At 43.7% G+C, this 22043-nt stretch carries 19 protein-coding genes, 4 tRNA genes and 2 pseudogenes; 13 read left to right on the top strand and 12 right to left on the bottom strand.

The window, feature by feature from the left end:
• Positions 1–18: 18 nt before the first annotated feature.
• Entirely contained in the window at positions 19–1038 is a 1020-nt protein-coding gene (istA, locus tag F891_RS12880) for an IS21-like element ISAba8 family transposase (RefSeq protein WP_004733225.1), read from the top strand.
• Positions 1038–1811 carry an IS21-like element ISAba8 family helper ATPase IstB gene (gene istB / locus F891_RS12885; protein WP_001053379.1) on the top strand — a complete coding sequence of 258 codons (774 nt, stop codon included), beginning with the start codon at positions 1038–1040 and terminating at the stop codon, positions 1809–1811. The genes istA and istB overlap by 1 nt, the downstream gene beginning before the upstream one ends.
• Here istB and F891_RS12890 read toward each other — a convergent pair.
• Together F891_RS12890 and F891_RS12895 are read right to left on the bottom strand one after the other, a co-directional pair.
• Positions 1808–2371 carry a hypothetical protein gene (locus F891_RS12890; protein WP_005263721.1) on the bottom strand — a complete coding sequence of 188 codons (564 nt, stop codon included), beginning with the start codon at positions 2369–2371 and terminating at the stop codon, positions 1808–1810. The two genes, istB and F891_RS12890, sit on opposite strands and share 4 nt — an antisense overlap.
• A gap of 84 nt (positions 2372–2455) precedes the next feature.
• Positions 2456–3661: a CsgG/HfaB family protein gene (locus F891_RS12895; protein WP_005263722.1), complete on the bottom strand. Its 1206-nt coding sequence runs from the start codon at positions 3659–3661 to the stop codon at positions 2456–2458.
• A gap of 274 nt (positions 3662–3935) precedes the next feature.
• On the opposite strand from F891_RS12895, the gene F891_RS18565 reads away from it, so the two are divergent.
• Complete coding sequence (locus tag F891_RS18565) at positions 3936–4016, top strand: hypothetical protein (protein WP_370940770.1); 81 nt, start codon at positions 3936–3938, stop codon at positions 4014–4016.
• An 862-nt stretch (positions 4017–4878) separates the two neighbouring features.
• Positions 4879–5277, top strand: a complete 399-nt coding sequence (locus F891_RS12905; RefSeq protein WP_171066349.1) for a hypothetical protein — start codon at positions 4879–4881, stop codon at positions 5275–5277.
• Positions 5278–5324: 47 nt separating this feature from the next.
• On the opposite strand, the gene wrbA is transcribed toward F891_RS12905, so the two are convergent.
• Positions 5325–5921: an NAD(P)H:quinone oxidoreductase gene (gene wrbA / locus F891_RS12910; protein WP_034438516.1), complete on the bottom strand. Its 597-nt coding sequence runs from the start codon at positions 5919–5921 to the stop codon at positions 5325–5327.
• Positions 5922–6034: 113 nt separating this feature from the next.
• Between wrbA and F891_RS12915 the strand changes: the two genes are divergently transcribed.
• Positions 6035–7282 carry a YihY family inner membrane protein gene (locus F891_RS12915; protein ID WP_004281448.1) on the top strand — a complete coding sequence of 416 codons (1248 nt, stop codon included), beginning with the start codon at positions 6035–6037 and terminating at the stop codon, positions 7280–7282.
• A 29-nt stretch (positions 7283–7311) separates the two neighbouring features.
• Here F891_RS12915 and yddG read toward each other — a convergent pair whose 3' ends face one another.
• Together yddG and F891_RS12925 are read right to left on the bottom strand one after the other, a co-directional pair.
• Entirely contained in the window at positions 7312–8199 is an 888-nt protein-coding gene (yddG, locus tag F891_RS12920; RefSeq protein WP_005263725.1) for an aromatic amino acid DMT transporter YddG, read from the bottom strand.
• Positions 8196–9134 carry a DMT family transporter gene (locus F891_RS12925; RefSeq protein ID WP_005263732.1) on the bottom strand — a complete coding sequence of 313 codons (939 nt, stop codon included), beginning with the start codon at positions 9132–9134 and terminating at the stop codon, positions 8196–8198. The genes yddG and F891_RS12925 overlap by 4 nt, the downstream gene beginning before the upstream one ends.
• Before the next feature lie 104 nt (positions 9135–9238).
• Here F891_RS12925 and F891_RS12930 point away from each other — a divergent pair, with 104 nt between their 5' ends.
• Both F891_RS12930 and F891_RS12935 read left to right on the top strand, forming a co-directional pair.
• Positions 9239–10060: an AraC family transcriptional regulator gene (locus tag F891_RS12930; protein WP_005108619.1), complete on the top strand. Its 822-nt coding sequence runs from the start codon at positions 9239–9241 to the stop codon at positions 10058–10060.
• Positions 10061–10188: 128 nt separating this feature from the next.
• Positions 10189–11322 carry an IS4 family transposase gene (locus tag F891_RS12935; RefSeq protein WP_005263733.1) on the top strand — a complete coding sequence of 378 codons (1134 nt, stop codon included), beginning with the start codon at positions 10189–10191 and terminating at the stop codon, positions 11320–11322.
• 68 nt (positions 11323–11390) lie between these two features.
• On the opposite strand, the gene F891_RS12940 is transcribed toward F891_RS12935, so the two are convergent.
• Together F891_RS12940 and F891_RS12945 are read right to left on the bottom strand one after the other, a co-directional pair.
• On the bottom strand, positions 11391–12032 hold the full coding sequence (locus F891_RS12940; protein WP_005263734.1) for a fumarylacetoacetate hydrolase family protein: 642 nt from the start codon (positions 12030–12032) through the stop codon (positions 11391–11393).
• 37 nt (positions 12033–12069) lie between these two features.
• Positions 12070–12567, bottom strand: a complete 498-nt coding sequence (locus F891_RS12945; protein ID WP_005263735.1) for a YcxB family protein — start codon at positions 12565–12567, stop codon at positions 12070–12072.
• A 158-nt stretch (positions 12568–12725) separates the two neighbouring features.
• On the opposite strand from F891_RS12945, the pseudogene F891_RS12950 reads away from it, so the two are divergent.
• Positions 12726–14024 (top strand): annotated as a pseudogene (locus F891_RS12950) (SRPBCC family protein).
• 105 nt (positions 14025–14129) lie between these two features.
• Here the strand turns inward: F891_RS12950 and F891_RS12955 are convergent.
• The 5 genes from F891_RS12955 to F891_RS12975 all read right to left on the bottom strand — a co-directional run bounded on the left by F891_RS12955 (position 14130) and on the right by F891_RS12975 (position 15525).
• Positions 14130–14206: transfer RNA gene (locus F891_RS12955), tRNA-Arg, on the bottom strand.
• 287 nt (positions 14207–14493) lie between these two features.
• On the bottom strand, positions 14494–15099 hold the full coding sequence (locus F891_RS12960) for a dihydrofolate reductase family protein (protein ID WP_005263738.1): 606 nt from the start codon (positions 15097–15099) through the stop codon (positions 14494–14496).
• A 118-nt stretch (positions 15100–15217) separates the two neighbouring features.
• A tRNA-Arg gene (locus F891_RS12965) sits at positions 15218–15294 on the bottom strand.
• A gap of 48 nt (positions 15295–15342) precedes the next feature.
• A tRNA-Arg gene (locus tag F891_RS12970) sits at positions 15343–15419 on the bottom strand.
• A 16-nt stretch (positions 15420–15435) separates the two neighbouring features.
• Positions 15436–15525: transfer RNA gene (locus F891_RS12975), tRNA-Ser, on the bottom strand.
• 263 nt (positions 15526–15788) lie between these two features.
• Between F891_RS12975 and rnr the strand changes: the two genes are divergently transcribed.
• The 5 genes and pseudogenes from rnr to F891_RS13000 all read left to right on the top strand — a co-directional run.
• Positions 15789–18236, top strand: coding sequence for a ribonuclease R (gene rnr / locus F891_RS12980; RefSeq protein WP_004281463.1), 2448 nt, complete (start codon positions 15789–15791; stop codon positions 18234–18236).
• Between the two features lie 456 nt (positions 18237–18692).
• A complete protein-coding gene (locus F891_RS12985; RefSeq protein WP_171066359.1) occupies positions 18693–20747 on the top strand; it encodes a M3 family metallopeptidase in 2055 nt (684 codons plus the stop codon).
• A gap of 40 nt (positions 20748–20787) precedes the next feature.
• Entirely contained in the window at positions 20788–20997 is a 210-nt protein-coding gene (locus F891_RS12990; protein ID WP_171054337.1) for a YheV family putative zinc ribbon protein, read from the top strand.
• A gap of 17 nt (positions 20998–21014) precedes the next feature.
• A complete protein-coding gene (locus tag F891_RS12995; protein ID WP_005101172.1) occupies positions 21015–21449 on the top strand; it encodes a restriction endonuclease subunit S domain-containing protein in 435 nt (144 codons plus the stop codon).
• 55 nt (positions 21450–21504) lie between these two features.
• Positions 21505–21963: pseudogene (locus tag F891_RS13000) on the top strand (DMT family transporter); the annotation flags it as partial.
• Between the last annotated feature and the right edge of the window lie 80 nt (positions 21964–22043).

Below are 22043 nucleotides of genomic sequence, written 5' to 3' on the forward strand. Positions count from 1 at the left end.
CATTTTGGACTGCTCAATATGTTAACTTTGGAGCAAGCAGTGACAATCCAAATACTTCATCAACAAGGTAAATCTATTAAAGCCATTACTCGTGAACTGGGGGTGTCCAGAAATACTGTGCGTAAATATTTACGGCAAAACACCACACCTCAGTATCAGCGTATACAGCCTAGAATAAGTATCCTTGACCCATATAAACCCTATTTACTCCAACGTGTAAACGCAGCTCATCCTGAATGGATTCCTGCTGTTGTGCTCTACCAGGAAATTTTAAGGTTGGGATATCCAGGAAAGATCAGGATCTTGAGGGAATATCTTGCAACATTAAAACCAGTTGCTCAACCGGAACCGATCATTCGTTTTGAAACCCAACCTGGCCAACAAATGCAGGTGGATTTCACCACAATTCGACGCAACAACACGACTTTAAAAGCCTTTGTCGCAACATTAGGGTATTCCAGAGCGACTTTCGTGAAATTTTATGATCATGAACGTACGGATGCATGGATCGATGGTCTGGAAAATGCATTTCAGTTCTTTGCAGGAGTACCTCAAGAAATCCTGTTTGATAACGCTAAAACGATCATGATTGAACGGGATGCCTATCAGGAGGGGCAGCATAAATGGAACCCCAAACTGCTCGACTGCGCCAAGAAATACAGCTTTCGTCCTCGCGTATGTAAGCCCTACCGTGCACAGACCAAAGGCAAAGTTGAACGCTTTAATGGATACCTCAAATCAAGCTTTATTGTGCCATTAAAAGCAAGCCTGAAGACTTCGGGTTTACTGTTAGATGTTGATGTCGCCAATGCCCATATTGGCCGGTGGCTGCATGAAACCGCCAATCAGCGGATTCATGCCACCACGCAAGAAAAACCGGCTGTTCGACTGCAACAGGAGCAGCAAAAATTTACGCCATTACCGCAATCAGATACAGGTTCCAGCACTGTACCTGTTGCAGCAGCAGAGCATGTCATGCCCTACGAGAGTTTGCAGCATCCCTTATCGGTATATGACCAGTTGCTGGGAGTTTCCTGATGAATCTGCAATACGACCGTATAGAGCAGCTTTGCCAAAAGCTCAATCTGCCTGCCATCGCATCACAATGGTCACATCATGCACAACAAACATTAGGTCAGGATGGAAGTTATGCCGACTTTGTTGAAGCGATCTTGACGCATGAATATGCTGCCAGGCAACAGCGCAGCCAGCAGGTACTGATGAAACTCTCAGGCCTGCCTCAAGTCAAAACCCTGGAAGACTATGATTTTAATTATGCCCTAGGGGCCCCTAAATCACAGGTGATTGAACTGTTCAATCTGAGCTTTATTGCTAGAGCAGAAAATGTGGTGTTTCTCGGGGCTAGCGGAGTAGGAAAAACGCACTTATCTATGGCATTAGGCTATAAGGCCATCATGAACAACATTAAGATCAAGTTCATTACCGCCGCCGATCTCATGCTGCAACTAAGTACAGCCTACCAGCAAGGTAAACTGAAAACCTATATGCAACGTGCGGTACTGGGACCAAAGTTACTGATTATCGATGAAATTGGTTATTTACCGTTTGGACGTGAAGAAGCGAATCTGTTCTTTAACGTGATTGCCAAGCGTTATGAAAAAGGCAGTACGATATTGACGAGTAACTTACCCTTTAGCCAATGGTCTAAGTCATTTGCGGATGATGTTACGTTGACCGCTGCGATGTTAGATCGGCTATTACATCACTGTCATGTGGTACAGATATCGGGTGAGAGTTATCGTTTGAAGGATAAAAAAAGAATTGGGATTCAGCCGCAGGTTGAAACTTAATACGAGATCAAAGGGGTCAATTTTACTTCGCCATTTTTAAGGTAAAAGGGGTCAATTTTAAAATGCCGTTGACAAGTACTTAGTGTCGAACTCACAACTTCCGAGATATCTGAACTATCCGCAACCTCTGATAGCTCCTCTAGAGTTTCAGAATTATTAGTTGCACTCGTTACTTCACTGTAGTCGTAGTTATCCGTTGCATCTGATATGTCTGATACCACCTTATTGTAGCTACCCTGCTCAATACTGATACTACCTGTATTCGCGGCACCAATCGCAGTAGTTTCAATTGTACCTTCAATTGAACTAATGGCGTCTGGTGCTTCTCTTGTAGCTTCTGCAATTGCTTCTAAATCGACACTTGCATCAACATCACCTGTATTCACTGCAAGATTCAAAGCAGAACCATTTTCAACCTGCTGAGAAATAGAATCCAGGGTAGCTTGTAAGCCTGTATCTACGGTGACATCAGTAGGTGTTTCACCATCTTGGGCGTATGCCATACCTGCGCTAGACAGAAAGGCGACGGATAAAGCGATTGTTTTGATCGTGTTTTTCATCGTTGTTCTTCCTACTTTTGTTTTGAAGTACCTCTCGCTAAGTACTCCTTCTTATAATGGGAGCGAGCCCATTTTTAAATATTTTTAATCACGCTGGGTGCTAGACCAGTAATTTTCGACCACCTCAGGATTGGCCTCCCATAGCGTTGTGGTTTTTTCATCTTCTTGTTCTTTATCAGCCTTTTCTTGAGTATCTTTTTCTTCATTCTTTTCATTTGAAGAAGGTTGACGCTGCTTCTTGCTGATATATTTAATCAAGTCCTGTTTACTCATTTCAGGCTCTGCTTCAGGGTTTTGAATCACCTCGGACTCTTTCTGTTTAGGTGGTTTCGTATCTTTGCTTGGGGAGTTGGTTGACTTATTTTTTTCATTGGATGAGTCTGCCTGGCGTGATGCTGATTCCTGAACAGCGCTACTTGAAGCTGTATTATTTTGTTGCTGGTTTTTCTTGTACTTATGCAGTGCCACAGAACTTCGGGTTAAGTTCAATTGACCGAACTCTGGCGGTATCTGCGCACGACAGCTTTCAAATACGGCGGGCGGGACGACCTGACTCAGCAATTCAAAAGTGGCCAGATTCAACATTTGGCGCAAGGCAAAGTTAGTTGCCTCCCGTTCTCCTTTTCCAATCTGAATGTTCAAGAGTGTACGTCCAGCGAATCTACCTGCACTCAAGCCATAATCCTGTGCAGCAATTTGCTTCTGCAATGAAACATTGCCGACGACTTTACTGCTACGGGTATCGGTCAAAGATAAATCCAGACCGACCATAATCCGGGTTTGACTATAATTCGGACCGACACCAGCGATCTGCATGTCAAAACCACCACCCGGAATAAAATCCAGACTGTTAATACTGCCTGTCACATAATAATCAGAGGCCTGGATTTGTCTGGGATCACGAATGCCCCACTTGGCTTCGCTTTCGATAATCCGGGGATCACGCCGGTTCATTAAGCTTACCCCTGCCTGAAACAAGGCAGATTGCACCATATCTCCCGCACCTTGGGTCACCATTTTTCCGCTGCCACCATTGGTAACTACATCCTTACCGGTTTGATCCAAAATTGCCCCTACGGAGAAACTCACATCACTACGTAATTGTCCTTTTAGGCAGGATAAAGCCATATCAAAAGGGGTAAAAATATCGGTAATTGGGGGGCCTTGTACCAGGCTAACTGGCTTCTTGTTTGAAGGTGCCAAGCCTGTACAGCCCGTTAAAAAAGAGCTGAAAAGGACAGTGGCGCTCATGAAAGATATATGTCTTCTGGTCGAGGAGAAATTCAGCATTGTGATTCTCCTGGTCTGTTACTTAAATTAAGACAGCGCTGAGGATTTTGGTTGGTGTTTGAATTGACTGGTGCTTCATTCAGCAATTCACTCGTAATATCAATATTGTTGTCTGTACCCTCTACATTGATATTGTTGGTCGGGGTATTTACCGTGCCGATGGAAGTGGTCGAGGTGCTATGAACAGTGGTTTTACCTAATCCGGAATAATAGTCTGACTCCTTAAGTTCGATCAGATTGGCTTGAACTAGATTCTCATTGGAACGGGCACTGGATGATTTCCAACGCTGAGTCCACTCATCAGAGGTGGCATAAGCGTTACTCAGAAAACATAAACCTAATAAACCCAGATTGATAACTAATATTCTCATAATCTTAATATCCTCTGAATTAAGATATTTATTTAATTTTTCATTTAAGTAAGATTAAATTTATCTGAAAAATATTAAATCACATAAAATTATAAAATGTAAAACCTATCCCTATTCACTTATTTTTTTGTTTTATTTAAAAATATAAATTATTGTTTTTATTAAATTAATATATATTTGTTTATTATTTGTGATTTGTAAGAAATCATTATATAAATTTTTTTTGAATATAAAATTCATCCAAAAAACTTGACTAAAATAATATATTTTTTATATTATCAATAATCAAAAATTTATCTAATAAAGATTAGAATTATTATACTTTTTATATTTTAAAAGTCGTAAATTTTTATTTTATTAGAACTTCTATTTAATAAGGATAAATGTCACGATTTATTTAAAATATAATTAATCAATTACAATGAAGGTGACTTATAAAGAAACGCCAATATTCAGGTGTATTTTGGCTGAAAACTTGAATAGACCTGATAAGAACTCGTTTACATATTTTTCGACTTCCCTTCCTTTTTCATTTCGAATCCAGAAATGGCCTACCTAAGATCGCAATATTTAGACTGATGAGAGAAGAACATTTCTGATGATCTTGAGATTTGCCATTTCCTCAATGACAGGTTAAGAATTGCGTTAATCAACCAAGAAGGCATATATTTACAGCTGAAATACAATGTTTTAGCGTGAACTCAACTAGAATCAAGTGAGTATGCAATGTTTCTGATTTGCGAATTCAAAACTTATCTAGTGTGTTGTTGTATGTTATGAATAAGTGCTGATCAGGGCACACATCCTATTCCCGACAAACCTAAAACAAGCACATCTCAATCCTTGATGGAACAATCTATGCAATGTCCTAAATGTGGCTCAGCTGATATCGAACAGCGCGATCATGAACAGAATTTAAAGAAAATTGGCGGCATTCTCATGAGTTCAGCGGGTGCAACTGCAGGGACTGTAGGTGGCGCTGCTTCAGGTGCATCGATTGGCGCTGCAATTGGTACAGTAGCCGGACCTTTAGGTGTGATTGTCGGCGGAACCGTAGGCACTTTTGTCGGTGCAATCAGTGTCGGGATTACCGGCGGTGTGGTCGGTAATTTTCTGGGGAAAAAAGCCGGGGTTTCTGTCGACCGTAATCTGTTTCAGGATTATCAATGTCTGAAATGCAAATACAGATTTAGTCAAAAAGATCAAAAAGATCAAAAAGATCAAAAAGATCAAAAAGAAGCCTAATAAAATTCAGGAAATGAAGTTCATTCTTCATTTCCTGTGAGTGCTTGTCAGACTCGATTGAGTTTCAGTACCACTTCACCTAAACGCTTGCCTTGTACTTCACACAGAATTTTTTCATCCTGACTCAGGCCCTGATCATGCCGTGGGCCGCTGACATGACTAGCGCCATAAGGCGTACCACCAGTTTTGGTATTCGAGAGTGCCGGTGTTGAGTTACTAAGCCCCATGATCATCATGCCATGATGGAACAACGGCGGCAGCATGGTCAGCAAAGTACTTTCCTGTCCGCCATGCATGGAACCTGATGCCGTAAACACGCAAGCCGGTTTACCGTGTAGCGCTCCATTCAGCCACAGACTCGTGGTCTGATCCCAAAAATATTTCATTTCAGAGGCCATATTGCCAAAACGGGTCGGTGAACCAAGCGCCAGGCCGGCACATTGCGCCAGATCGTCCAGAGTACAGTAAATATCCCCTTCTGCCGGAATACTCGGTTCAGCGACTTTTACCATGCTGGATATATTTGGAACTGTCCTGATTTTTACTGCCACGCCTGCCGCTTCAATTCCATTGGCAATCAGATGCGCCATTTCTTTGGTTGAGCCATATTTGCTGTAATATAAAACAAGGACATAAGGTTGCATCATGGTTCTTATTCATTACTTAAAAAAATAAAACTATACGATACTTTGCAAGTTTTTTGGTTAAGCTGATGATGAAAATTCATGATGATTAAAAAAATTGAGATTGGATGCAGATGATTGTTAAGTATTTAAAGAAATTACCTTTCTATGAAAAACACTGGTTTCAATTTGTTTTATTTGTACTTCGACGCTTTGAAACAGACCGCTGTCGCGAACAGGCAGGTTCCCTGACCTATACCACCCTGTTCGCCGTAGTGCCGATGCTGACGGTTTTTCTGGTGATTATTTCTTCCATTAAAGCCCTAGAACCTGCGCGGCAGCAATTACAGCAGCTGATTTATAGTAATTTTTTACCCAAAACCACCATTGCCTTTGATAAAGCCCTGAATGCCTTTACCGATAAATCCAGCAATCTCACCATCATTGGTATTCTGTTCTTATTTGTGACCACAGTATTGATGCTCAGCAGTATCGAAACGGTGTTTAACCGCATTTGGCGCGTGACTGAAACACGGGGCGGAATTATGGGCTTTATGCGTTACTGGACCATTATTTCGCTGGGGCCGATTTTACTCGGCAGTGCGTTTGTGATTTCCTCGACCGTGGCATCCATGAGCATTCTCAGCAATAACTTTGCCGGTTATGAGCTGGATGGTGCCTTTGTCCTCTGGGCGATTTCATTTTCTTTGACTGTACTCGGATTTTTCATTTTGAACTGGACCATCCCGAATCGTAGTGTACCGCTTAAATCTGCCTTTATTGCCGGTCTGTTTAGTGCCGTGGTGTTTGAGCTGCTGAAAAATCTGTTTGGCTATATCATGTCAAACTTTACCAGCTATGAGATCGTCTATGGTGCCTTCGCCGCCGTGCCGATTTTCCTGCTCTGGATTTATCTGTCGTGGATTATTGTGTTATTGGGGGTTGAAATCAGCTATGCCCTGACGGCGTTTGAATCTGGGCAGGACAATAAACGCCATCCCATCGTCATGCTGCTGGATCTGTTAGAATTATTTTATAAAAAGCAGAAAACTGGTGAAAGCATCAGTGAAGCCCAAGCACTTGAGGTCTTAGGCCGGGATGAAATTGGACGCTGGCCGAGCTATGTCGCCATGTTTGAAAAGCAGAATTTGATCAAACGTACCGATGAAAATGAATATGTGCTGGTTCGTGATCTGGATCAGGTCAGCTTCTGGAATTTTTATCTGCAATTACCCTATCCACTGCCACGCAAAAACCATCTCACCAATGCCCAGACTGATGACATCTGGATGCAAAATTTCTCACCTAGATTACAGGAAACCGATCAATATCTGGAAGAAAAACTCAATTTTCCATTGTCCGAACTGTTCCGACATAAATAAAAAAATCCTCTCGCTTGAGAGGATTTTTTTTAACTGATAGCGGTAGATTTCCAGCAGACTATAGCGCCTGCAGTCACCAAACCCGTCCCGATCCAAAAACTGAGTTCGGGTCTGACATCCAGAATCAGCATTGACATGACCGAAGAAAGAATCGGCATAAAATAGGTGGCTAAAATCAGCACCTTGATATTGCCGAACTGCATACTCTGATTCCAGTTACTATAGGCGATGCCAATCAGACTACCCACCACTGCAATTCCTAACCATAGCTTGAATGTGGGCATGATAAAAGGTTCGTTTAATCCTAAATGTAAGAACCATAAGCTAATTACAGCGACCAAAAAGAAAATCGGTACACCATTTTGTCCGCGGCCATAGGTCCTAGTTAGAACGCAGTAGCAAGGCCATAACAAAGCGCCGAGAAAGGCAAAGCCATAGGCCCAAGGATTTTCAGCTAAAGCCTGCATAAACTTCGGCAGATTAGTGATTTCTGGATTGACCACCAGCATCAGTCCCATTACGGCGAGCAGAAAGCCGGGAATCACCCAGAGGCGGGCCTGCAACTGCCGGGCAAAAATCGAAAAAACAATCATCAAGGGTGGCCACAGATAATTGATCATGGCAATCAGCATCACTTGTTCACGATTATCCGACCATGCCACGGCAACCAGAAATAGAATCTCATAAGCCACAAATAAAGCGCCACAACCGAACAGATAGCGCTTGGACATTTGCTTGATTTTTGGGAAACCCGTGAATGCCAAAATCGCCAGACTGCTAAAACTATAAATTAAAGCAATCCCCTGCACTGCACTGGTGGATTCAGTAATCAGTTTCACTATAGCGACTAGACTGGCCCAGATCAGAATGGAAGACAGGCCAATCCAGGTCGCTAAATTTACAGACCAGTTTTTCATACTTGCTCTTGAATAGTTTTATTGATATTCGGTTTTTTCAGCCATCCCTGCAAACTCACCAGAATCACGCCCAACATCACCATACAGGTGCCGATAATAAAATTGATTTCGATATGTTCATCCAGAATCAGCACCCCGAACAGCATGCCGAATACAGGGGTCAAAAAGGAAAATACCCCCAACCGTGATGCCAGATAATGTTTCAGCATCCAGAACCAGATCAGATAACTGGCAAAGGAAATCAGTACGGTATGAAAAACCAGACTGGAAATAGACAACACCGTCCATTGAATGGCTGCTTGTCCAGTCAGAACAGCCAGAGGCAATAACAGCATTCCACCTATCAATAATTGATAGAACAAAGTCTGGGTTGCAGGTGCTTCAGCCAGCCGGCTCAGACGTACACTGAATGTGGTGGCTGCCCAGAATACGCCGCCAAGCAAAGCCAGAAAATCTCCCCACAAGGCATCAGTTTGTAAAGTTGATTCTGTCTGTGGACGTAACAGAAAGCTGACTACAATTCCGCTAAAGGCAAGAAATATTCCGCCCCATTGCACAGAAGACAAACGCTCTGCCGGCAATTTCCAGTGTAAACCCAAAGCCACAAAAATCGGCGCGGTATAAAGTAAAACAATCGTATGCGAGGCTGAGGTATAACGCAGTGCCTCACCAATCAGATAGAATTCGGTTGCAAACAACACACCGACCAGCAATCCTGCAGGTAAATAGCGTGCATTCCAGAGTTGACGGCGCACGCTCTGCTGAATCAGGGGATAAACCATCAGCGCAGACAAGGCTGAACGCAAGGCAATTTGCATCAGGGCTGAAATATCATTCGCGGCCCACTTCAGTACCACCTGTTGTAAACCCCACAACATACACAATACAAACATGATGGCAGATGCTTTGGCATCTAATGCCTGACGCTGGCTCACATACGGTCCTGTTGCTCATTTGGAAGGTACACTATAAAAGTGTCAGAAATAAAAGATATACTTCAAAACAGACAAATGATGGTGTTATTCAGGCAATTTCGGTGATGCATAAAAAAATCCAAGCAGATTCAGCTTCGCTCAAGCAACTTCCGACCCATGATCTGATTAAAGCACCTCTGTGGATCAGTTTCAGGGAAGATCCTGCGCAATCTGTTTATCCGCTGCATGGTCATGCCTGGGGAGAATTTGTCTATGCTTTTCATGGCGTGATGGAAGTGAATATTAATCATATAAATTATGTGACGCCTTCACCTCACGGCATCTGGCTCCCACCGAATTTAGAGCATCGTGGTCTGAACCGTACCGCAGTTTCTCATGGCACTCTGTATGTGCATGAATCACTGTGTAGCCAACTGCCCACTCAACCGGGCATCCTGCTCAGCGCCCCCTTGGTCACTGCTTTATTTACCCACCTGAAACAACTACATCAGCAAGATCATCCGGGATTCGAGAATTCAGCTGAATATCAGCGTCTGCTACAGGTGCTGCTTGATCAGCTCCAGCAAGCCCAACTGGTCAGCAGTTATCTACCGCATTCAGAACATGCATTGCTGAAACAGATTTTAGATTATTTACATCAGCATCCGGCAGATCAAAGCTCGCTGCAGCAACTGGCCGAACGCGTCAATTTAACCGAGCGGACGCTAGCCCGATACAGCCAGAAAGAATTGGGAATGTCACTACATGAATGGCGGCAACGCCTGAAAGTGATGCAGGCCATGTCTTTATTAAATGCAGCGCATAGTGTCGAGAGCATTGCCTTTGATCTGGGCTATGCCAATGCCTCGGCATTTATCAGCATGTTTAAACGCTGGATGGGAAGCACCCCAGATCAGTTTCGCAAGCGTTATACTGTTAATGAATAAAATGATGCATATGAAAAAGGAGCCCATTGGCCACTGCTGTCCCATAGTTTGCTTTAAATAAAAAAACCTGAGTCCTAACAGTTAAAATATGAGTGCAAACAAACACTTTAACGACCAGGATTCAGGTTTTGTCACATCAGAATACCGTATTTCATCAGCTAATTAAACCTGTTGTGCGACAGGATTTTGAACAACTTGCTAAAGTACACCATGTTGGACAGAAATTTAGAGCGGCTTCCCGGTGGGATCAGTTTATTGCCATATTGATGTCTCAATTCTCTTGTAGGCAAAGTCTGAGAGATATTCAATCCAATTTGGAGTGCCAACAGGAAAAGCTAAGTCATCTCGGAGCAAAGTCTATTCCCCGAAGCACGCTGGCACGAATCAATGAGCAGCAGCCTGCTGCCTTGTATCAACAGCTATTTTACAAGTTGCTTAAATACTATGAACACTCAAAAGTAGCTCATAAATTTCGCTTTAAGAATCCCTTGTATTCCTTGGATGCCAGTCATATTGACCTGTCGCTTTCCTTATGTGAATGGGCCAAAGTTCACGACTCAAAAGCCAGCATGAAACTCAGCATAGGATTGAATCACAGCAATGATATTCCTGAGTTTGTTGCAGTTGAAAATGGCAAAGAAAATGACATGGTACAAGGCCGCAAATTCCAGTTTCCTGCTGGCAGCATTGTAGTTTTTGATAAAGGCTATGTCGATTACCAATGGTATGCAAATCTGACTGCTCAAAACATTGGATTTGTCACACGTTTTAGGCCTAAATCTGTGTATCAGGTGATCCAGCAACATCCAGTGCTTGAATCCAAAGGTATTCTAAAAGATGAAACCATTCAGCTGAATAGCGCACATGCCCTAAAAAGAAAAGCCCCAGTGTTAAGAAGAATTGAATATAGAGATCAGCAAAGTGGCAAGCACTTTAGCTTTCTCAGCAATAACTTTCATCTAGCTGCCTCTACCATTGCAGCGATTTACAAAGACCGCTGGAAAGTTGAATTGTTCTTTAAAGCGATTAAACAGAACCTGAAATTAAAAGCCTTTTTAGGCCGAAGCAAGAACGCCATTCAGACGCAAATCTGGATTGCGATGATCGCCTATTTACTGGTAAGTTTCGCTCAACATTTAGGGAAAAAAGGCTGGACAGTTCAGCGCTTACTCAGAATAATTCAAGTGAATTTATTTGAAATAAAAACCTTAAAAGCGTTATTTTCACCCGATAAAGTCCCCATCAAACAAGAGGAAGCTTAAATGAGCTTCCTCTTGTAAAAATTGTGGGACAGCAGTGGCCCATTGGCTCCTTTAATTTAAAATCTTGGTTATTTCACAAAAGTCATCCAGACATAATCCTGAACCTGCCCCTTCAGCGTCATTTTCAGTTGATCGCCTGAATGCAATGCCGCAACGCCTGCCGGGGTACCGGTCATCACCACATCGCCTTCTTCCAAAGTAAAGACCTGACTGATGTCAGCCAGCAACGTCGCAATATCAAATATCAATAATGCAGTATCGCCTTTTTGACGCAGCTCATCATTGACTTCGAGTGTGTAATGTACATCTTTCCAGTCCGTGACTACATCGGCGACAGGCACCCAGTCCGACAACAAACAAGAACCATCAAAGGCTTTGGCACGTTCCCAAGACTGGCCTTTTTTCTTGAGATCATCCTGTAAATCACGCAAAGTTAAGTCCAGACCTAAAGTCACCGCACCCACAGCTTCAAGTGATTTCACAGGATCGCTTTCTTTGCTTAAAGTCCGGTCAATGCGCAAGCTGAGTTCACATTCATAATGACAATTGCCCCATTCCGGATTCCATTCAATGCCTGCTTCGAGCGAACTTAAGGCACTCGGTGGCTTGATAAACAATACCGGACGATCAGGGATCGCATTGCCGAGTTCTTTGGCATGATCGGCATAACTGCGACCCACGCAAACGATTTTGGATGGACGTGTGCTCATGATCAAAACTTCCCTTTTCCTTTTATAGATATCTGAATTATTTTTTAAATGTATGCTCGAACATACTCTGTTCAGTGCCGTCCTTAAATGCACGCTTCGGCACAATAACCACGGTACGGTTTTTTAATTCCAGCATATAAGTGAGTTTACCGACAGCAAAATTCTGCACTTCGCTATATGGCACCAACTTACTACGATCATTATTAAAAATTTCCGCATAGTCCTGATACAAATCAATACCCTGTTCGCTTTTACCAAACTGATATTTAACAAACTGACGTTTAAACATCATCGGCAGGAACCAGTAACGCATAATACCTTGCAGGAGCAGAAAGAATGCGCCCAAAGCCACGTAATAACGTCCGATGCCATCAAAACCCATCGAGAAACCCCAGATGATGATCCCGATACTGACCAGAGGCGTCAGAAAACGTGAAATCTGCTTTTTACCAAACGTCGCCAGGGCAAAACCATCCTGAGATTCTTCTAAAGTCAGAAAATAACGGGTCGATAAAGTCGGTGCTGACTCAGTCATAGCATCACATCAAAAATAAAATCTTGCCCAATACTATACCAAAATATCCATAGCGCTTATGGCCTGTCGCATCAATTACATAACTTTGCTTTGGAAATACGTGCATTTGGTTTTAAATAAACAGCAATTAAAACAAAAAATACGCAACAGGATGTTGAATGAAAGAATTAAAGCAATGCATGCTCATCGGTGTTTATTTGGCAGTTTCTGTCCCAGCACTGGCCAAGATTATTCCCTGGAATGCCGAAATACCAAGCAGTCTGAGTGCTTATCAGGGCAATGCCCAGCAACTGGCAGAATTAACCGGCGAGCGGATTCTGATTTATGCGCATCCAACCAGTAAAACTCAGCTTCCCACCTTAAACAGTAATGCAGCCAGCAAGACACAGTTTTATAGTGCGGCTGTAGTATTGCCTGTGGCTGAAGCTCAGGTTGAAAAATTGCTGCAACATTATCCGAATTATGTCGGTCTGTTTCCGACCTTAAAGTCGGCCAAGGTGCTGGAGCAGCAGGGTTAGATTCAGCAGGTTAAATATCAGGTTCATATCCCGACCCCGATTCCAGTCTTGAACTTTAAAGAAACCGTAGTGATGCAGCATCATCTGGGTGAAAACAGCATCAGCACCTTAATTATTGATGCGCCAATTCTCTATGGTGCAGGAAAACTGGAGTGGTTTGCACTGGGTCCGCATAGAACGCTGGTGACTGTCACCCAATGGGGCGACCTGAACCAGCCCAAAGGCTTTTTATTCAGTAAAATCCTGAATGCGCTACCTGAAGCCAAACTCGGCATTCCGCCGAGTACCAATGCATTTCTGCTGGAAGCACTACAACAACGCTTTAAAATCGAGCATACAGCAGCACTAGCAACTCCGATTCCGCAACTTAGATTCAACCCTCAACAGCTACAAAAAATTGCCCAGATCAGCCAAAAGTCTGGTCAACCGGTCAGTTTCATTTTTCCGAACTATCAGATTAAAGAAGGAAAAGCCTCAGAAAATTTAAGATTTAGCAGCACCTATCAATATTTTGCGCATCCAGTCGAAAAATTGCTGCCGTGTTTGGCTGCTGAAGCAACCCAGCAACTTTTCCCCCGGCAGATCAAGAAGGTCGAACTTAATCCAGTCAATACCCAAAGTGTGGATGCCAACTATAAGGTTTCGGTGGGTTTAGGGGTGATTCAGATTCCATTTAACTTCAAGATGCGTTTTTACCAGCTTGATTCCCTGCAAAACCAGTTCAATGCCAATGGCGGCGACTTGAAGTTTGTGAAAGGTGGCATGCGCTTATTACCGCAGTCACAAGGTACCTTATTTCAAATTACCAGCAGCATGAAGATTCACGATCAGGCGCCATTCTTATTAAGAGCTATGCGCAGCATGCCCTATCACGATGTTTTACCTGCGGTAGGTGGCAATACCGTTTATGCACTGAAAGTTCAGCAAAAATTAAGATAAGAAGGATGCAGAGAGTTATTGGTTTTTTATATGAAAAATTCACACACATTCCAGACACAAAAAAACCGCATCAATGTGCGGTTTTTTCAGATTTTTTATCAAGATTGGTGCGCTCAGAGAGATTCGAACTCCCGACCCCTTAGTTCGTAGCCAAGTGCTCTATCCAGCTGAGCTATGAGCGCGACGTCTTGATGGGGTGCATTATACGAGTTTTTTCAGTGTTGTTAAGTGTTTTTTAATAAAATCTCAACCGAACGTACAGTAATTAAACGATGCAGCAATATTCACAACTTTCTGCTGAAAACTTCTGCAAATTTAGAGCTAAAAGCACTTAATTAATTCAACCAAGAAGCTTCATTTTCCAAAAAATTTCAGCACCAAATAATGGGTCAACCTTAAGTATTCTCAACCAGGTATCCAGCCAGAATAGAATTCAAATATAAACCGACCATCACTCTTGTGCGCTTTATCACTCGCGTATTGTTCCCGTCTTTACTTCTCCTGCCCTTTGATAATGCGTAAACACAATACCATTTGAGCTGACCAGATGATCTATCAATTGAAAAGCGGCGGGTATTGATTCATGACTAAACAGGCGTTTGCCAACACCCAGTATAATTGGAAAAGTCAGCAGACAAAGTTCATCCACAAGCTCATATTTGAAAAGCGCCTGTACCACTGCAGCACTGCCATAAACTCGAATATCCCCCTCTCCTGATGCTTTAAGCTTGATGATCTCATCAATGCTTTTCAGAAAAAGGGTATTTTGCCAGTCGGAATGCTCCAGACTGGTAGAAAGGACATATTTATTGACGTCATTGATTCCCGGCCAGTCTTCAGTATGTGTGGGCCAGTAAGATTCAAAAATCTGAAAAGTATGTTTCCCTAAAAGAATATCGGAGGGCTGCATCCATTTTTGCATAATGACATCAAATGCCGGATCAGGTTCCGCATTAAAATACGGCGCCACCCAGCCACCATATTGAAAGCCACCAGATATATCTTCTTCTGGGCCGCCGGGCCCCTGCATCACGCCATCGAGGGTCAAAAACTCCTGGACAATGATTTTTCTCATCACGACTGCCTTTATTTTTATTCACTCGCCTGAGACTTATTTTTAGCATGTAATGTCTGGTGTTTCTGTAAATTTTAGACACAAAAAAACCGCAACATGTGCGGTTAATTGTTCAAGTTGGTGCGCTCAGAGAGATTCGAACTCCCGACCCCTTAGTTCGTAGCCAAGTGCTCTATCCAGCTGAGCTATGAGCGCGTAACTTGTGTGCCTAGGTTGGCAATACGTTTTTTTGCTTAACTTACTTGGTGCGCTCAGAGAGATTCGAACTCCCGACCCCTTAGTTCGTAGCCAAGTGCTCTATCCAGCTGAGCTATGAGCGCGCGACATAAGTAAGCGTGGCGGTGAGAGAGGGATTCGAACCCTCGATACAGTTACCCGTATGCGTCCTTAGCAGGGACGTGGTTTCAGCCACTCACCCATCTCACCGTAACGTGCGGCCATAATACAAATTTCGGCATGGCACTGCAAGCGCAGCATCAAAAAAAAGTGCATATTTTTGCTCGTTTAAATACTTTTTAAGCAATTCCTCGATTTTTCGTGCATTTTGATGGCAAAAAAACTGCATAAATTTCCAGTTATCGAAAATTAACAGAAAATTGAAAACTTAAATGGATTATTGCAATCATTTACGTGCAGTCTGCGCACACATGTTTTATGCTAAACCTATCTCCTAAGATAAATTTAAAGACATGATGAAAAACTGGGTCGATCCTGAAGCAAAAGCTGAAGCCGAACGTTATGACAACCCTATCCCTAGCCGCACGCTCATTTTAGAAACCATCGAAAAGAACAATGCCCAGTCCCATGCAGACCTGGTCGAACATTTTGAAATTGCAGATCAAAAAAGTATTGATGCCCTAAGCCATCGTTTAATTGCGATGGTGCGTGACGGGCAACTGATGAAAGACGGCTACAAGTTTCAGATTGCCGTCGAGCAACCTGAATCCGAAGCGACGGTTTATATCAATTCCCGGGGGATGGGAACTGCCAACATTTCCGGCCAGGACGACTTATTATTGGCTGAGCGTGAACTGCGCCTGGTCTTTAATGGTGACCGCGTTAAAGTGCGTCAGACTTCGGTAGACCGTAAAGGTAAAGCCTGGGGCTATATTACTGAAGTTGTGCAGCATCGTGTCAAACAGATCATTGGTAAAGTGTCAGAATATGATGGTGAATACTTTATCCAGCCAGCCAACCCAAATGCGCATCAGCCAATCACCCTTGAAAAAGAACTGATCGAACATGCCCAGGCTAATCTGGGTGACTCTATTCGTGTGGCGATTGATACCTATCCGACCCGTGAAGAATTCGCGACTGGACATATTGTGCAGTCCATGGCAGACAAGGCCGATACTGAAATCATTATTCCACAAACCATTTTAGAATATGGTTTGCCTTATGAATTCCCGGAAGAAGTGGTTAAAGAAGCCGAGAGCTTTAAAGAGCCAACGGCCAAAGACCGTGAAGGTCGTGTGGATCTACGTGATTTAGCCTTGGTCACCATTGATGGTGAAGATGCACGTGACTTCGATGATGCGGTTTATGCCGAAAAACGTCCGGGTGGTGGCTATCGTGTGGTCGTGGCCATTGCCGATGTCAGCCATTATGTGCGTCCAGGCAAACCACTGGATGACGAAGCGCAGGAACGTGGTACTTCGGTGTACTTCCCGCACTTTGTTTTACCGATGCTGCCTGAAGCATTGTCGAATGGCCTGTGTTCTTTAAATCCGAATGTTGACCGCCTATGTATGGTCTGTGATTTAAAATTGTCACGTGCTGGCCGAGTCACCGGTTTTGAGTTCTATCCATCTGTCATGCATTCCAAAGCACGTTTGACCTATGATCAGGTCGCACAGTATCTGGAAGGCGATAGTCAAGCCATTACTGAAGATCGCGAAGTCCGCAAGTCGATCAACACCCTGTTCCAGCTTTATCAAGTTCTTAAAAGTTTACGTGCTGAACGCCATGCCATGGAATTTGAAACTGTTGAAACTTACATGACCTTCGACGAACTGGGCGGAATTAAAGAAATTCTTCCACGCAGCCGTAATGATGCGCATAAGCTGATTGAAGAATGTATGTTGCTGGCCAACGTGGCAGCCGCAGAATATGCATTGAAAAATGAAATGCCAATGTTGTACCGCGTGCATGAGCCACCTGAGTTCTCACGTATCCAGAAAGTCCGTGACTTCGTCAAGCTGCTGGGTTTGAATTTCCCGGAACAGCCGACTCAGAAAGATTATCAGGCGGTGATTGAAGCGACCAAAGAACGGATTGATGCACCAAGTATTCATGCCGTGTTATTACGCTCCATGATGCAGGCTTACTATGGTGCGAGTAATGCAGGCCATTATGGTCTGGCTTATGAAGCCTATACACATTTCACTTCACCAATTCGCCGTTATCCGGATTTGTTATTGCATCGTGCAATCAAAGCACATTTAAATAACAAGCCATCTCCGCTTTCAGGCGGTGCTTTAGATGAAGCTGGTGACCATTTCTCTGCCACAGAACGTCGTGCAGATGAAGCGTCGCGCTCGGTGACGACCTGGTTGAAATGTCATTATATGCAGCAGCATCTGGGCGAAGAATTTGTCGGCATTATTAGTGCAACGGCAGAATTTGGCCTGTTTGTCACGTTAAAAGATCTGTATGTCGATGGTATGGTGCATGTCAGCCAGCTAGGTGATGACTTCTTTGTCTTTGATCAAAGCAGCCAGAATCTGATCGGCCAGAACCGTGGTCAGGTCTTTGGTCTGGGTGATGAAGTCAAAATCAAGGTTGCCGGTGTCAATCTGGAAGAACGTAAGATCGATTTTGAACTGGTGCAACAACTCAGTCATGCCGGCCGTGCAGTTCGTGCCCGTGCACCGCGCGTGAGTGAGAAAAAACCAGTATCACGTCCAGCAGCGACAGAAGAAGTGTTTGGCAATAATGAACGTGAATCTAAATCCAACTTGAGCGCCGATGGAGAACAACCCATACGACGCAAAAAAGGAAAAGGAAAACCCAGCTCTTACAGTAAAAAGTCTGCTAAACCATCTGCAGGAAAGTCTGAAGCAAAGGTTAAAGATAAAGTAAAGAAAAAGGCCAAGGTCAAAAAGAAAAAGTCGAATGCAAAAGCCAAGACTGAATAATTTTTGATGGTTTAAAAAGAGCGCTACGGCGCTCTTTTTTCTTTTAAACCTTATCCAGAATAAATACGATTAGAGTAAAAATACTTACCGCATCGAATCATCAACTTAGATCAGTCTGATCAGGTACCTTCCCTATTTCTAAACAAAACTGACAGGAAAACTGCCTCCTATTTTGATCTACACTCAAGCAGTGAAATTCAAAAATCTGCAAAGACATATTTCTTATTTCTTTGAAACAGACTATGGAATTCTGCCTATTCTTAAACTATCTGTTTCGGAGTTTCAGCGAGCAACACCAATCAGTTGAACTATAACTCAACATTAGTAAAAGTAGCTTGGACATCATTGTGAACGAGATTGAATAAATCTCGATACCTCCTGCTTCAGAATAAATCACCGGTCAAGCTTGATTTCTCGATCAAGAAGCCTTACTTCTAGAACTAACACTGAAAATTAATTTGGCAGACCGACATGACTTTAGAAAAGGCAACTTTGCCTGTTCCACAATTTGATCAGATTACGCTGGCTGAGCTAAAACAAAAAATTGAAAGCTGTATCGCTGAAGGGCAAAAGTTCCTGAATGACCTCACCGAAACGCCTACTACAGTACAGGAGCAGCTGACTACTCTGGAACATGTCGACACGCTTGAAAACAATATGAGTGAGTCTTGGGGCATCTTGTCACATTTAAATGCTGTGATGAACAATGCCGAAACCCGTGATGTCTACCAAGCACTTTTACCGGGTCTTAGCGAATATTATACGCAACTGGGTCAACATACGGCGCTCTATCAGACCTATCAGCATATTTATGATGCGTCGATTTATAATGAACTGCCGGCAGCGCAGCGAAGCGCCATTAAACTGGCCTTACGTGATTTCAAACTGTCTGGGGTGGCATTAGAGGGTGAAGCGAAAAAACGTTATGCGGAAATTTCTGCGCGTCTGTCCCAATTATCTTCCGACTTCTCCAACCATGTGCTGGATGCGACTCAAGCCTATTTCAGACCGCTAAATGAAGATGAGTTAGCGGGTCTATCTTCAAGTAATATTGAGCTGTTAAAACAATATGGTCAGCAACGCGAGCTGGATCAACCAGTGGCTACGCTGGATTTCCCCTCTTATCTGGCGATCATGACCCATTCAGAAAATCGTCCTCTGCGTGAAGAACTCTATAAAGCTTATACCACCCGCGCGTCAGATCAGGCTGAACAGAGCGAGTTTGACAATACTGCATTGATCGAAGAAATTCTCAGTCTGCGTCTGGAAATGGCAAAACTGCTCGGCTTTAATAATTATGCAGAATTGTCCTTAGCCAGCAAAATGGCACCAAGTGTAGAGGCAGTTGACGAATTCTTGCGTGATCTGGCAGAGCATGCCCGCGCGCCAGCAGAGAAAGAAATCGCTGAACTGAAAGCGATTGCTGCTGAAGATGGCATTAGTGATCTCCAACCGTGGGACAGCGGCTATTATTCTGAAAAGCTGAAAATGCAGCAATTTAACCTGTCACAGGAAGCGCTTAAACCTTACTTCCCAGCACCGAAAATCCTGCAAGGCCTGTTCAATATTGTCAATCGTCTGTATGGCATTCAAGTCATTGAACGTGAAGCCCCTGTATGGCATCCGGATGCACGTTATTTTGAACTGGAAGATCAAGGTCAGGTCATTGGCGGTTTCTATTTTGACCTGTATGCACGCCAAGGCAAGCGTGGCGGTGCATGGATGAGCGGTTTCCGTTCCCGTATGCAGACCAGTGATGGCCTGCAAAAACCGATTTGCTATATGGTCGGTAACTTTACCCCACCCGTCGGCAATCGCCCTGCACTCCTGACCCATGATGAAGTCATCACCTTGTTCCATGAATTTGGTCATGGCCTGCATCATATGCTGACAGAAGTGGACAATATTGCGGTAGCAGGTACCCATGGCGTGGCTTGGGATGCGGTCGAACTGCCAAGCCAGTTTATGGAATTCTGGGCCTGGGATCAGGAAAGTCTGGATCTGCTCAGCGAGCACATTGAAACTCAAGAATCCTTGCCGGCAGAGTTGCTGAAAGCCCTGCTCGATGCACGTTTCTTCCAGTCTGGCATGCAAACCCTGCGTCAGCTTGAATTTGCCCTGTTTGACCTGAGTATTCACCGAGCCAATCCGGCTTTAAATGCAACACAGGTTCAGGCTACTCTGAATGAGATCCGTGAAAAGTATGCGGTCCTACCGACCACCGACTATAACCGTTTCCAGCACAGCTTCAGTCACATTTTTGCCGGTGGTTATGCAGCAGGATATTATTCCTATAAATGGGCCGAAGTTTTGGCCAGTGATGCCTTCGACCGCTTTGAAGATGAAGGTATTTTTAATACCACTACCGGAAAGCAGTTTCGGGAAAATATCCTCGCAGTTGGCGGAAAAGACACAGCACTTGACGCATTTATCAATTTCCGCGGACGCGAGCCAAAAATAGATGCGTTGCTGCGTCATCAAGGTTGGACGAACCCCTCTAAAAACGCTTAAACTAGCTTTTTAAGTTGATCACAAGGTGAGTATGATGACCATTAAACGTCGTTTCATTGCAGGCGCAAAATGTCCAAAATGTCAGGCGTTAGATCGCGTCGTCATGCTGACCTCTGGTGAAGATGAATGGATCGAATGTATTGAATGTGGTTATGAAGAAAATCGTCCCACACATGTTGATCAACCAGAAACACCAGCTGTTCCAGATGAAGTTGGCGTGATTCAGTTTAAACCTCGTTCAGTAAAATAAAAATCAAGGTTCAAGCTATGTCAGTAGAACAAAGAAATAACCCCAAACTTTTAATGGGGATTATGGGGGCTTTAGTTACTGTCGTTGCATTGGTATTGCTATATCAGTGGTTGAATGCCTCTTCCGGTGAAGCGGAACGCATACATCAGGAAGATATCGCGGCTGTTCCGGCAGCAAAACCTGCGGCGAAAACTGAAGAAGATACGGCGGCAGCGAAAGCACCTGAGACGATCGAAGCTAAAGCACTGGTATCAAATCAGCTGTTAGATGCACCAGTGCCGGAGAATGCCAGTTTGGCCAAAGAAGAAGTGGCTAAATTAGATGACATCCAAGTTCAGCTCAATGAACAAAAAGCCACACTGGATGCGCAGCATAGCGATGCCGACCAGTTGATCCAACTGAAAGAGGAACAGATCAAGTTACTTGAAGCACAACTTGCTCAAAGCCAGTAAATCTCGACAGCATTTCAGCTAGAATATCGTCAGATCTTCTAGCTCAGTTGTTTCCATGTCTGCCCCAGCCGCTCCGCATCTGCTTAAAGCCATTCTGTTACTGACCTGCTCTGCTTTTCTCTTTTCAGTCATGGGCCTGTGTATCCGTTATGCCTCAGCAACGGTTGATAACGCCACCGTGGTCTTCTTTCGCAATTTTGTCGGGCTGTTTATCTTCCTGCCCTTCATTTTCAATAAAGGCATTGGTTTTTTCAAAACTGAAAAACTGTGGATGCACACCTGGCGCGCAGTGGTCGGCCTGACTGCCATGTACGGCTTTTTCTATGCCATCGCGCATTTAAAACTCTCCAATGCCATGGTATTCACCTACTCTTCCCCGATTTTTATTCCTTTGATTGCCTGGCTATTTCTCAAGGAAAAAATCACCACAAGCATGTTAGCCGCAGCTCTGATTGGTTTCATCGGCGTACTCTGTGTCGCCAAACCAGATTCGGGTCTAATTAACCTGAGTTCGACATAAAAAATAAATAAAAAAAAGCCTTAGCATCTGTAATATCTTGGTTACGAAGACAAAACATTTCAGAGCAAGGCTTT

The sequence above is a fragment of the Acinetobacter sp. CIP 101966 genome (genome assembly GCF_000369725.1).
GTDB classification, from domain to species: Bacteria; Pseudomonadota; Gammaproteobacteria; order Pseudomonadales; family Moraxellaceae; genus Acinetobacter; species Acinetobacter lwoffii_Q.

Coding starts and splice junctions, on each gene's coding strand:
- istA (WP_004733225.1), top strand. CDS start 19: ATGTTAACTTTGGAGCAAGCAGTGACAATCCAAATACTTCATCAACAA.
- istB (WP_001053379.1), top strand. CDS start 1,038: ATGAATCTGCAATACGACCGTATAGAGCAGCTTTGCCAAAAGCTCAAT.
- F891_RS12890 (WP_005263721.1), bottom strand. CDS start 2,371: ATGAAAAACACGATCAAAACAATCGCTTTATCCGTCGCCTTTCTGTCT.
- F891_RS12895 (WP_005263722.1), bottom strand. CDS start 3,661: ATGCTGAATTTCTCCTCGACCAGAAGACATATATCTTTCATGAGCGCC.
- F891_RS18565 (WP_370940770.1), top strand. CDS start 3,936: ATGATTTCCAACGCTGAGTCCACTCATCAGAGGTGGCATAAGCGTTAC.
- F891_RS12905 (WP_171066349.1), top strand. CDS start 4,879: ATGGAACAATCTATGCAATGTCCTAAATGTGGCTCAGCTGATATCGAA.
- wrbA (WP_034438516.1), bottom strand. CDS start 5,921: ATGCAACCTTATGTCCTTGTTTTATATTACAGCAAATATGGCTCAACC.
- F891_RS12915 (WP_004281448.1), top strand. CDS start 6,035: ATGATTGTTAAGTATTTAAAGAAATTACCTTTCTATGAAAAACACTGG.
- yddG (WP_005263725.1), bottom strand. CDS start 8,199: ATGAAAAACTGGTCTGTAAATTTAGCGACCTGGATTGGCCTGTCTTCC.
- F891_RS12930 (WP_005108619.1), top strand. CDS start 9,239: ATGCATAAAAAAATCCAAGCAGATTCAGCTTCGCTCAAGCAACTTCCG.
- F891_RS12940 (WP_005263734.1), bottom strand. CDS start 12,032: ATGAGCACACGTCCATCCAAAATCGTTTGCGTGGGTCGCAGTTATGCC.
- F891_RS12945 (WP_005263735.1), bottom strand. CDS start 12,567: ATGACTGAGTCAGCACCGACTTTATCGACCCGTTATTTTCTGACTTTA.
- F891_RS12960 (WP_005263738.1), bottom strand. CDS start 15,099: ATGAGAAAAATCATTGTCCAGGAGTTTTTGACCCTCGATGGCGTGATG.
- rnr (WP_004281463.1), top strand. CDS start 15,789: ATGATGAAAAACTGGGTCGATCCTGAAGCAAAAGCTGAAGCCGAACGT.
- F891_RS12995 (WP_005101172.1), top strand. CDS start 21,015: ATGTCAGTAGAACAAAGAAATAACCCCAAACTTTTAATGGGGATTATG.